We start from the raw sequence: 12113 nt of genomic DNA on the forward strand, positions 1-12113 counted from the left end.
AGATGAAACCATTAAACTATGGGATATCCACACAAAACAGTGTATCAAGACCTTACGCCCCGATCGCATCTATGAAGGCATTAATATCACAAGCGTTAAAGGCTTAACCAAGGCGCAGAAGTCTGCGTTAAAGCAATTGGGAGCAAGGGATCAACACCGCTCGTTGGAAGAGCGATTAAAACCAAAGGTTTGGTTGGATTAATTTGGACAACCATTGCTGCCGGGTGTGCCGTTCTCGATATTCCCCGGAACTGGCAAGACAGCAGGATCAGTATCATCGAAACCCGGATTATTGCTGGACAGGTTATTAATATCCACGATCCGCAGAGTTCCGCCATTACCATTACTCACTCTCAGATCATTGTTAGGTACACCGAGGCTGGTGTTGCCTGTAATGGCAAAGCAGAGATCATTGCTAATACTGTCCAAGATCTCAATGCTGTCATCTGTAGCTGTAATCGTGTTGCCTGAGATCGTAGAATTTGACATCTGGCCTGTGCTATTGACATTAAAGGCAATACCATCAGCCTCAGAGGTAATGGTGTTGTTTGAAAAAGTGGCATTTGAAATCTGACTGCTGTTATTAACATTGACCAAAATCCCGTTAGAAGGTCCTGTGGTAATGGTGTTATTTGAGATCGCCAGCTCTTGAATTCGACTAGTGCCAGAGGTTTCGAGAAGAATACCAATATCACCAAAGCCATCTGATGTAATCGTATTATTGGAAATGGTTGCCCGGTCGATCTGAGTGGTACCCAATACAAAAATGAACATAGGATCTTCAAAATTACCCCCACCGTCAAGGGCAAGGATTTCATTGCCAGAGATATCCAGGTTGCTGATGGCCACATCCGTGAGACTAGTAACTATCGCGTCATTACCAGCTTCAATGAAATTATCAGTGACGATGATGTCCCCAGAGATATTGTTCAGGAAAATCCCAGTACCATTGGTAGTGCGGTTGTTCTTGATCCTGATATTTTGAACGTTACTGGCTTGGATAGCGGCACCAGTAAAATTAATCTCAAAGCCTGACAGCGTGGTGTTATTGCCCAACACCACACCACGGCCTGTAATTTTACTCCCAGATTTAGCATTAATCTGCACTTCGCCTGTGGTTGGATCTACGTTAGCGACAGTAATCCCGTTGTTAGCTGGATTGGTAATCGTCACTAGAGTATCACTGAGGTTGAATGTGCCTGTGACCCCATCAATGGTGATACCGTCAGTTGTCGAATTCGTGCTGGTGAGTGTGCTATCTTTGACCGTTGCACTGGTAATGTTATTCACGACCAGTGCTGGACCGCCATCTACATTGACATCAAAACCTGATAGTACTGTATCGTTCCCCATCGTTACTGTGCCATTCACTTGAGGCAGTGTCCCTGTTCCTGAGAATGGAAGTTGGACCGTACCTAAGTTCAAAGTATTTGAGGGTGATAATTGAGATTGAATCGAAGCCACTGCAATCTGCTGCACGGGTCCCCGCGACAGCACTTGCACATTGTTAGGAATAGTGAATGCCGGAATGCCTGGATTCGTCCCTTGGGCCACATAAACGATATCATTGCCATCTCCACGGGTGGCTGCTAAGGCTTCAGCCATCGTGCCAAAAGGTGACTCAAAGGTGCCGTCACTGTTGCCCAATCCTAAATTGACATGGTTGAAAAACCAGGGCTGGCCTGTAGCCGGGTTAATGGCCTCCACTGTCCGGTTCGCAACCTGAATCTGGACATCGGTTTGGGTATCGACCACAACATTATTGTTGCGATTGACCGAAGAACCCATACGAGCTACGACCTGATTCTCCGCCGCAATTGGTCCTTTGGGACGATTCCCTGGGAACGTAAAGGTAAGACTCCCCAGCACATGGGTGCCAAAAAACTCATCATGCTGAATGCCAACTCCAGTACTGATATTTCGAGTTGGCTGTAACTGCAAACGTAACCGCCCTCCAAAGGTATTGCCTCGATTTCCGCTATGAAGAAAGTAAGGCCCTACATATGCCCGTAACTCACCTCCATTCTTGAAGCTCAAGAGTTGTGTTCCCACTTCGAAATCAACACCTGCTAGGGCTTCTTCAAATTGGCGAGTAATCCGACGTTCTTCCTGCAAATCTAACAGTAAAGCATTGCCACCAAAGCGAGGGGGGCCGTTGAGTTGCAATGCTCTATTAAAAAAACTTTGACCCACTTGGCGTCGAGTGTTGCCTACGGGCCAATACCCATTGAGGTGCAAATCAAGATCGTCGCCAAAACTTTCTAATCCTATACCCAATTGCTGAAAGGTGCTGTTGTCGGTATTACGGATGTCAAAGCCCAGATGACCGCCGAAGGTTCGATTGAGACGGTCACTGTATTTGCGGTGGCCGAAGATAATGTTGCCACCAGGGTTCGCCCGATCATCCAAGAGGAGGCGTCCTTCAAAGAAGGTGAGAGCTTGACCCGGTTTCTGCCAAATCGGCAGAAAAGTTTCCAGACGAGTGTTGGTTTCTGTGCCACTGCTGGGACTGTTAGCACCAACACCAACACGAGGTCCAATTCGAAGGTCTGAGGCTTGTGTTGAGGGTTCTGAAGTCTGGGCCTTAGCGATTGCAGGCAAACCAACAAGGATGGTAATGGCGATGGCAGTATTGGTTAGATGATGACACCGAGGCATACATTGAACTCCTACACACATAAGGATATAGACATGATTTGAGATTCCCACCGTTCACCGATAGAGCCGCGAGACTGAAGTTGTTGCAAGGAATAGCTTTTTTGCTGCCACATGATAGACAGATCCAGGATTATTAACTCAAATCAAGTATTTTGCTTTAATTAGCTCGTTATTGAGTGTGCCCAGCGTGATCGTAAATCTGCACTTTAACTCAATGAATTTTGCTTAGAATTGCTCTTAAATCACTCTGGTCAAACAATAAAAGATATACATTCTGAAAGTCATATTTCACTGACGTTTCAGAGTTTGCGGAAATTTTGAAAACTACATTTGCTGTATTTGGGAAACCCGGTATTATGGGGCACTTAACCACCATGAAGAAGTCATCTGCTGTGCTACTCTCATTCTCTCAACCTGGCACGGGGAAACTGCATGGCGATTTAGAGCAATGGCGACGACTCCAGGTTGCTCATTCTTTCAGATTTTGTGGAGTGGCCTGAAAGTCACTGTCCATAGCCATTCATTGATCCAGCAATCAATAGATTCTGTAGCCAGGCACCATGGTACTGAAACCCATTGAGATCTTCAAATGGAGAACATTTAAATCAGCTTGACCATCACCGTTTAAATGAGTTGAACCTAATAGTGGTCCAGGGACGCTCCATAAAGTGGGTGGTCCCTTCTTAACCAAACGCTTGTGGCAACCCAACTTGAATTGCGATGACGCGAGGCACTATAGCCATTGCTGATCAATAAACAAACCTGACAATAGTATCCATTCTTGTAATCAGTGCCTTCATAAAGAAACACCAATGCTTCTGCTAGTCTTGCGAAATTCATTGGACAATAGAGGCTAATCAGTTGCTTCAGGTTTGAATTATGCAACTCTCCTCTTATCCCACTGCCGCTCAAGCTGACCTGAATAAACGCATTTTAGAGGCCGCTCAGCGCCTATTTGCCCGTCAAGGATTTGAAAAAACCACCACTCGTCAACTCGCTGAAGCCGCTGAAATCGCTGAAGGTACTTTATTTCGACATTTTGACAATAAGAAAGCGATTTTAGTTGCGGTGGTCACTCAAGGCTGGAGCGAAATGCTCACTGACCTGCTCACCCATCTGAGTGAAATGGGCAGTTACCGGTCTGTGGCCCAATTGATGCGCGAACGGATGCTAACGCTCCCCAAACAGGCGGATCTAATGCGAGTTTGTTTTATGGAAGCCCAGTTCCATCCTGAATTGCGCGATCGCATCCAAGCCGAAATTATTTCTAAGATGACCAGCGTGGTGGAAGCCTTTATTCAAACGGGGATTGAACGAGGCACCTATCGGGAGCTGAATCCTAAGGTCGTTGCCCGCGTGTTCCTGGGGATGTTTATGATTGCTGGGTTTAGCCAAGATACCCTGATGGATGACAACCCTTCACCCGCCTTTCAAAAAGAAATGGCAGAAACCCTGGCTGACATTTTCTTGAACGGGATACTCACACAGCCTTCACAGCAAAAACAGTCAGAGCATTAGGTCTCTGACTGTTCTATAGAGATAACTCAATTGGGCTGAGGGAGCCCCTAGTCTTTAGATTGGGGCCTAGAGAACACCCAAATAGGTGAGTCCTAAAACAGCACCTGCACCTAAGACATGGCCAAAGACTTGAGTAGCAAGTACAGATGTAGCGCTAAACCCAGCGAATAAATTGCCTGCTGGCAGACTGGGACCCACATTAGGATATTGAATGCTGTACTTTGCGATCGCCATAGCCATAATATTGGCAGCAATCATAACAACACCCACTGTTGGGCTCCAATTAACCGCGCGGACGGCAACCGTGAGAAAAGTTGGTGTGAACAATTTGTATGCTCCTTAACCCTAAAAATAATATTCAGTCCGTACTGAATGTTTATGAATGCAATAAAAGTGCCTTGTAGAAAGATACTGTATCAAAGGTGCATCGTGAATCTTTGTATGAAGATTTACTAAAGAACCCGTCAATAAACTTTATGGCTTCTGTCAACAAAGTTCATATTGAATGAAGATTAGGGGACTTATCGTGGTGTTTGCACCCCTCCTACAGCAGGATTTATCTGCAAACACCAAGCCCCCACTCCAAATGAACCCATATCCGTCTAATATCGACCCCAAAAGTGTCCCATGTGCGGATCAGGCATCTTCATTGCCGATAAGGTTGAGCAGATGACAGTCTAAAAAGTGGAATAGGATGGTGCGATTCCCGCCCGATTGCGAACAATATATATGTATACTTTTGTGAATTAAGTTTTTATTTATATTGTTTTTCAAAGGTTGATTAAAGCAAGGAGTAACCGTGTACATTGTTCAGATTGCCTCTGAATGCGCCCCAGTCATCAAAGCTGGGGGTCTTGGAGATGTGGTTTATGGTCTCAGTCGTGAACTCACGCTCAGGGACCATTGCGTAGAACTCATTCTGCCAATGTACGACTGTATGCGTTATGACCACATTTGGGGTCTGCATGACGCCTATCGAGATTTGTCCGTCCCCTGGTATGGCGGAGCCATCCATTGCAACGTCTTTTGTGGCTGGGTTCATGGTCAACTGTGCTTCTTTATCCAACCCAACTCAAGCGATAATTTCTTCAATCGGGGCCATTACTACGGAGCCACCGATGACCATATGCGGTTCTCCTTTTTTAGTAAGGCTGCGCTGGAATTTTTACTGAGATCCAATAAGCGTCCCGACATCTTGCATTGCCACGATTGGCAAACGGGGTTAGTACCCGTGATGCTCTACGAGATGTATCAGTACCACGGCATGGGTAACCAGCGAGTGGTGTATACCATCCATAACTTTAAGCATCAGGGGATTGCAGGAGCCAATGTGCTTTGGGCCACTGGCCTAAACCGCGAAGCCCATTATTTTAACTACGATCGCCTCCAGGATAACTTCAATCCCTTTGCCTTGAACTGCATGAAGGGCGGCATTGTTTACTCCAACTATGTGAATACAGTTTCCCCCCACCATGCATGGGAAGCGCGTTTCGAAAATGTAGGCTACGGGTTAGGGCATACCCTCGAACTCCACCATCAGAAGTTTGGCGGGATTCTCAACGGCATTGATTACAGTGTCTGGAACCCAGAAAAGGATGACTATATTCCCCATCAATACTCCCTGGAGGATTTGAGGGGGAAGGCACAAAATAAAAAAGCGCTGAAAGAGCGTTTATTGCTGCGGAATGTTGACCAACCCCTAATCGCCTTTATTGGCCGCTTAGATGAACAAAAGGGGATGCATTTAGTCCACCACGCTATCTACCATGCCCTAAATAAGAATGCACAATTTGTCTTACTGGGGTCCGCCACTGAGCCTGGGATTAATTCCTGGTTCTGGCATGAAAAACACTTCCTTAACAACAACCCTGATTGCCATTTAGAACTTGGGTTTAATGAGGAACTGGCCCACCTGATCTACGCTGGGGCCGATATGATTGTTGTTCCCAGTAACTACGAACCCTGTGGTTTAACCCAGGTAATTGGCCTACAGTACGGAACGGTTCCCATTGTTCGTGGGGTAGGGGGGCTAGTCAATACGGTATTTGACCGAGATTACGATCCTGAAAAGCCACCCGAAAAGCGGAACGGTTATGTGTTCTATCAGACTGACAACCAAGCTCTGGAGTCAGCCATGAACCGCGCTATTGGCCTGTGGCACGACTATCCGAAGGAATTCCAAAAGCTGATGATGCAAGGAATGGCCTACGACTATTCCTGGAATAATCCGGGTCAGCAATATCAAGATATTTACGAAAAGATCCGTTGTTAGGGCCAAATATGGCTAGCTATCTTTTGAGCTGATTCTTCTCTGCACAATGATCTGATTATTATCAAGGTCGTTGATGATAACGCTGTTTTCGTTCAATATTTTAGATGTTGTAGTTGCACTCAAACGCTCAAACGTATGGGTACTCACCACTAAACCGAACGTCATTGGGGCACTTTGCGCTTTATGCTTTTGAGGATAAAACTCAATGACAGAATCACCCAGCTGGAGCGAATGGTGGAGAGGACCATGACTGTGTTTTTCTTCATTGACTGTGCGATTTAACAATTTCCCGTACCAAACAGCTAGTTCTTTGGGTTGGCTAGAACGTAAAACAACTAGATTTAATCCGATTGGGTTCATAGACTTTGAATCATAGCGAATAGCATTACCAATTTGATCACCCAAAGTAAGACGACATTCTTCTTATTCTCTGCTAAAGCTGAGGTTAAACCCTCAACCCTGCTGTGCAAATGATCCTCAGAACCTTTTATAATTCAATCGCTTTGCGTTCTTCTAAACATCCCCATGAGTACTCCCCTCAGTTGGACTGAACTAGCCGCTCGTACCGACTTCCATCTAGACCCCGTTAACGGCCCGACCAATGCTCAAGCTGGCCTACGTCTGTTTGGCCAATCCGAAGCCGATGTGCGAGTCACGCTATACCGCGACAACCATGCTTGGTGCCCCTACTGTCAGAAAGTCTGGTTATGGCTAGAAGAAAAGCAGATCCCCTATCGGATCGAGAAAGTAACCATGTTTTGCTATGGGGAAAAAGAGCGTTGGTATAAGCGCATTGTTCCCTCTGGCATGCTGCCTGCCCTAGAGCTGGATGGTCGTGTGATTACCGAAAGCGATGATATTTTGATCGCCCTAGAGCAAGCGTTTGGTCCCTTAGGATTAGGGATGAAAGATCCGGCAGTGATGCCGCTCCGTCAACTGGAACGGCTACTGTTTCGCGCTTGGTGTACCTGGTTATGCTATCCCTCCCGCCCTCGACAAGATCAGCGCAATCGAGCCCAATTTGTCAGTGTCGTTGAAAAGGTGGAAGCAGCTCTGAACCGAACGCCTGGACCTTATTTTCTAGAAGAGTTTGGCACAGCAGATGTTATTTTTACGCCCTATGTAGAGCGCATGAATGCCAGCCTTTACTACTACAAGGGCTACTCCTTACGAGAAGAGAATCCTCACTTTTCCGATTGGTTTGATGCGATGGAAAGTCGCCCTACCTACCGAGGGACGCAAAGCGACTTCCACACCCATGCCCATGACTTGCCTCCTCAAATGGGTGGATGCTACAAAAACGAAGATCCGCAAACTCCCATCAATCGGAATCGAGTGGATAACGGCCCCTGGGAGGAATTGCCGGATGTTACCTATCCAGAACCCGAAACTTCCCGCACTGAAGCGTTGCATCGGGTGGTCAAGCATCACGAGAATATTATTAAGGTCAATCCCACTCAGGATGATTTATTTGATCCAGCGCTGCGCTGTGCGCTCACTCATTTAATGACTGGAGAGGTGTGCACTCCCCCCCCTGGCTCAGATATTGGATTGCGTTATTTGCGCGATCGCATCAGTGTTCCCCGCGATATGTCCATCTATGCGGCCAAGCGGCTTAAGGAATCTCTAGAACTTACCGCCGCCCTCGTCGGTAACCGTCAAGGCACCCCCATTCCGGTCCGCCATCGCCGAGACCAAGACCCTGCAAACTTTGCCAAGACATAGTGAAAGAGTTGGTTTCAGCAGGATTCAGGCACTCTGATTGATAATGGTGTTTGCAGGAAGATCAAACCTATTCTTGCAAACGAGGGATTTAGCCCACCATCGACTTTGCCCTGTTTGATCTGAGCAATAAGGAGTTGTGCCATGCCGAAAGCTGTCATCATCCAACCCGATCAGTCCTATACCTTTTCGGATTACTTTAAGCTCAACTTTGCTCCCCAAGACATTTTGTCCCATTTCAATGCAACGCTGCTGCGTCGTACTTTAACCTGGCCTCGTTATCCGGGTCCTTTGGATCGGCTCCAAGATCTGAGAAGTCGATTAGAAGAGAGTTTGCCTCGCTTAAGTCTGACGTCTGAAATGGTGAGACGCGAGTTCTTGATTGCCCCTGTTTTAACTGACGTTCTGCACTATACTCAAGCCACGCTGAATGTTGAATACCCTGTTGCAGTCAGTCATCAGCTCAAAGGATCTCTCGATTATCTCCTCCAAAATCACCAAACCTTTCTGGTGATCGAGGCCAAAAACGAAAACCTGGAGCGGGGGTTTGTCCAACTTGCCATTGAGCTGATTGCCCTCGATCAATGGATTGAATCTGACCAGAAAATTCTATACGGCGCGATCTCCACTGGGAATATTTGGCAGTTTGGACAATTCGATCGCCAGTCTAGGACCATCACCCAAGATCTCGATCTTTACCGTGTCCCTGCTGATTTAGACGATCTATTGCGAATTCTGGTTAATATTCTGATGGGGGCAGAGGAGACAAAGGGTTAAGAGAAACCCCCTAAAGCACAGCTTCTTCAGGGGGAGGATAGCCTTCTGTACTAAGTCATAGATAAGGGAGTTCCGAAGAACCTCCACTGACACCCTATCAAGCAAATCTGAGGAAATGTTGAAGATCAACCGTTCTGGCTAATAGCGATCATCTTTGCCTACAGGCTTTGTTGAAAAAATGAGGCTGGATGGGTTTCGTTGTTAGGCCCTCAACCGTGGGCCTGCAAGCAGGCTTGAAGGGTTGCTACCACCGATTGGGCTAAGGCGGGCAAATCATATCCCCCTTCCAATCCAAACAAAATGTTGGAGGTGAGCTGTAGACAATATTGGGTAAAGACGCCATAGTCTTGGGGCGTTAGATTAACCCCTGCTAAGGGATCGGCGGCATTGGCATCGTAACCTGCACTGACCAACAATAAATCAGGCTTGAACTTCTGAAAAAAGGGCATGATCTGATCTCTAAATTTTGGTTCGTAATCAGTCAACGTGCTGCCTGCCTGCATCGGCAAATTCAGGACATTGCCATGCAACCCTGTTTCACCCGCCGTTCCTGTACCGGGATAGCAAGGAGATTGATGCAGGGAACAGTAGGCAATCTGGGCATGGGACTCGACAATCGCTTGCGTACCATTGCCGTGGTGAACATCCCAGTCGAGAATGGCGACGCGCTCAATGCCAGGTTGAGAGAGGGCGTAGTGGGCTGCGATCGCAACATTAGAAAAAAGACAAAACCCCATACCTGTCTCTTGTACTGCATGGTGACCAGGGGGTCTGGCCAACACAAAAGCAGGAGATTGGTGAGTTAATACCTGATCGGCACCATCTAACCAAGCATTGACCGCTAACAAAGCCACTTGATAACTATGGGGAGACACCACCGTATCGGGGTCGAGATAGCTGCCCCCCGCCTCAGCCAAAGATTGGACTTTGTGGATATAGTCGGCGGTATGAATGGGGGTGATCCAAGCCAAGGGATCGCGCTCAGTCACGGGAGTCGGCGGTAACCACTGTAGTTGCTCGGCCCAAGACGCCTGCTCTAAGGCAGTTTTGATCACCGTTAACCGCTCCGGTTTTTCTGGATGGTAGGGACCCGTTAAATGTTCCAGAAAGCGATCCGAATAAACAATGGGTAGCATGCAGCTTATCCTTGATCAGAAGGGGGACCGAGTTAGGTGGCTTGGGAAAATGAGACAGGAAACAAACAACCAGTCCTAGTGTATCGATTGACGGCCGTGGATTAATAAAGCGTGGGTTTGTTCTGTTCTCTTAAAGAGTGATAGATCTGTGATAATCCTTACCAGTAAAGTATTATCACTATTTTTCGCCAAAAACGTCTAGACACCTAGATCAAACTATGTATGTATCGGCAGATCTAGCCAGTGACTGATTTCTTTGGATAACCAATCCAGCTCAGGGGGACTCAGAGTGCCTCCTCTGAAAAAGCCATATTTACGGGTTCCTGCCCAAATTAACAGCTCTGGTTTATGTTCAACCGTATCGCCATCAGAATCTTTGGTGAAATAGGTCTTGGTTATTTCTAGTTTTGTAATTTCATGGCGTTGGCTACTCGGGGCTACCGCTCGTCTAAATCCAAACATTTCATAGTGTTGACTAATTTCTGTAAGCGTTAATCTCAATCGCACCCGCCCAAATAGGCCAAATAAAACTCCTCCCACCATCGTTGCTCCAGCAGCCCAAAAGGGTAGCGAAAATAAGAGAAAGACTACATTTATGGGAAATGGAGCAGCAAGTGCTATCCCACACCAAGTGACCAGAAATGAATTCCATGCGATCGCAAACACTCCTATAAAAGCGATGCCAAATAGCCCTCCCATCGACACTCTTACTGGGGGGACTACAATTTCCAGGGCATGGGCATCCTGGGTTAACTCAACTTTGCTACCAACCGGTTTTTTGCGTTTAAGAGTCGTCTGTACAGATCGTTGTTGGAGTGCCTTTAATGCCTCTCGGGCAGAACTAAACCGTTGATTGAGGCTCGGAGCAATCATCCGCTGTAGCCAGCGAGTGAGTGTCGAGCTCAGATGAGTCGCAGATTCGAAGTCAATGCGCTGGTCAACTTGAGGTAAATCCGCTGGATGCTGTCCTGTCAGCAGATAAATGAGAGTGGCTCCCAAGCTAAAGAGATCAGAAGCAGGCACAGTCCGATCGCCAAATTGTTCAGGGGGCATATAGCCATAGGTTCCCACCACCGTTAAGCTACCACCTGCTTGAGGTGTAAGCGTTTTTACAGAGCCAAAGTCAACCAGATAAACCGTCCCGATGCTGTTGCCCGTTCGATCTCCCAACAAAATGTTACTGGGCTTGATATCTCGGTGAATCACTGCAGGTGCCCGCTCGTGCAGGTAGCACAGGATATCTAGCAAGGCAGTTGCCAGATCAATGACCTCTGCTTCACTGAAGGTGCGGCCTGCTTTCAGTTGGGCATCCAAGGACTTAGCTGGAATATAGGATTGAACTAAAGCATAACCATGACCGGGAGCTACATCCAGATCGAAAAAATCTAAATAGCTGGGAATACCAGGATGAGATAAGGCTTTAAGGGTGGCTGCCTCCCGTTCAAACAACTTGAGTTGATCCCACTCAAACTCTTCCCCAAAAAACAGTCGCTTAATGATGACCCGTGACTTTGACCGCAGGTCGCGGGCTAGGAAGGTATATCGTCCTGCCCGTTTAGCGAGCTGGCGTTCAATTTGGTAATGTTCACCAAAGGATTCACCAGGTTCTTTGCCATACATTATTGATTGCATGATGGGCACTTCTAAAACAAGATTCTTTTAAAGCATGAGCAAAACAACTGCTGGCCTGACACCCCCAGTAAGTTTCGCAACAAATCTTGGATCAACATTCAGTTGAGATAGGGGCAACTTTATCCGTTTTATCACTACTGTTGTGGCGGTTGTGTCGCAAATAATATTTCCAGGGACAAAACTCCTCTGAGCTTCATTCAAGACTATGCAGCTAATCGGAAGATTTGATGGATGAAACAGATCTGTCCCATCACATCATCCTTGCCCACCTTTTTGATTTGACCTTTACGGATCATGTGCATTGCTTCAAATCCTTCAAAGTTCTTCTGACGGAATTGAACGAACCAAAACCCACACCAGGATGCACTAGACGTTTGATATCTCTGTGATCTTGCTCC

The 12113-nt window shown here is 46.9% G+C and carries 11 protein-coding genes and 1 pseudogene; 6 read left to right on the forward strand and 6 right to left on the reverse strand.

The genetic code is table 11. The features are described from left to right. Positions 1-202 (forward strand): hypothetical protein (locus Q0986_RS18535; protein WP_299414102.1); only part of this gene is annotated, 202 nt, incomplete at its 5' end. Here the strand turns inward: Q0986_RS18535 and Q0986_RS18540 are convergent. Continuing rightward, on the reverse strand, positions 199-2658 hold the full coding sequence (locus Q0986_RS18540) for a hypothetical protein (protein ID WP_299414105.1): 2460 nt from the start codon (positions 2656-2658) through the stop codon (positions 199-201). The two genes, Q0986_RS18535 and Q0986_RS18540, sit on opposite strands and share 4 nt — an antisense overlap. A gap of 317 nt (positions 2659-2975) precedes the next feature. Here Q0986_RS18540 and Q0986_RS18545 point away from each other — a divergent pair, with 317 nt between their 5' ends. Next, positions 2976-3158: a hypothetical protein gene (locus tag Q0986_RS18545; RefSeq protein WP_299414108.1), complete on the forward strand. Its 183-nt coding sequence runs from the start codon at positions 2976-2978 to the stop codon at positions 3156-3158. A 379-nt stretch (positions 3159-3537) separates the two neighbouring features. Further along, entirely contained in the window at positions 3538-4176 is a 639-nt protein-coding gene (locus Q0986_RS18550) for a TetR/AcrR family transcriptional regulator (RefSeq protein ID WP_299414111.1), read from the forward strand. A 66-nt stretch (positions 4177-4242) separates the two neighbouring features. On the opposite strand, the gene psaK is transcribed toward Q0986_RS18550, so the two are convergent. Continuing rightward, positions 4243-4503 (reverse strand): photosystem I reaction center subunit PsaK, encoded by a 261-nt coding sequence (gene psaK, locus Q0986_RS18555; protein ID WP_299414114.1) that lies wholly within the window; start codon positions 4501-4503, stop codon positions 4243-4245. A gap of 472 nt (positions 4504-4975) precedes the next feature. On the opposite strand from psaK, the gene glgA reads away from it, so the two are divergent. After that, on the forward strand, positions 4976-6448 hold the full coding sequence (gene glgA, locus Q0986_RS18560) for a glycogen synthase GlgA (protein ID WP_299414117.1): 1473 nt from the start codon (positions 4976-4978) through the stop codon (positions 6446-6448). A gap of 12 nt (positions 6449-6460) precedes the next feature. Here the strand turns inward: glgA and Q0986_RS18565 are convergent, their stop codons facing one another. Further along, on the reverse strand, positions 6461-6853 hold the full coding sequence (locus Q0986_RS18565; RefSeq protein ID WP_299414119.1) for a hypothetical protein: 393 nt from the start codon (positions 6851-6853) through the stop codon (positions 6461-6463). 120 nt (positions 6854-6973) lie between these two features. Here Q0986_RS18565 and Q0986_RS18570 point away from each other — a divergent pair, with 120 nt between their 5' ends. Together Q0986_RS18570 and Q0986_RS18575 are read left to right on the forward strand one after the other, a co-directional pair. Next, positions 6974-8173: a glutathione S-transferase family protein gene (locus tag Q0986_RS18570; protein ID WP_299414122.1), complete on the forward strand. Its 1200-nt coding sequence runs from the start codon at positions 6974-6976 to the stop codon at positions 8171-8173. Positions 8174-8314: 141 nt separating this feature from the next. Then, the gene (locus Q0986_RS18575; protein WP_299414125.1) at positions 8315-8947 is read left to right on the forward strand and encodes a hypothetical protein; all 633 of its coding nucleotides are present in this window, start codon (positions 8315-8317) and stop codon (positions 8945-8947) included. 209 nt (positions 8948-9156) lie between these two features. Here the strand turns inward: Q0986_RS18575 and Q0986_RS18580 are convergent, their stop codons facing one another. From Q0986_RS18580 to Q0986_RS18590, 3 genes and pseudogenes are all read right to left on the reverse strand, one after another. Continuing rightward, positions 9157-10083 (reverse strand): histone deacetylase, encoded by a 927-nt coding sequence (locus tag Q0986_RS18580; RefSeq protein WP_299414128.1) that lies wholly within the window; start codon positions 10081-10083, stop codon positions 9157-9159. 216 nt (positions 10084-10299) lie between these two features. Continuing rightward, entirely contained in the window at positions 10300-11715 is a 1416-nt protein-coding gene (locus Q0986_RS18585) for a serine/threonine-protein kinase (RefSeq protein WP_299414131.1), read from the reverse strand. 203 nt (positions 11716-11918) lie between these two features. Then, positions 11919-12113, reverse strand: a pseudogene (locus Q0986_RS18590) (DDE-type integrase/transposase/recombinase); the annotation flags it as partial.

This window comes from Acaryochloris sp. IP29b_bin.148 (assembly GCF_028285565.1).
GTDB lineage: Bacteria > Cyanobacteriota > Cyanobacteriia > Thermosynechococcales > Thermosynechococcaceae > Acaryochloris.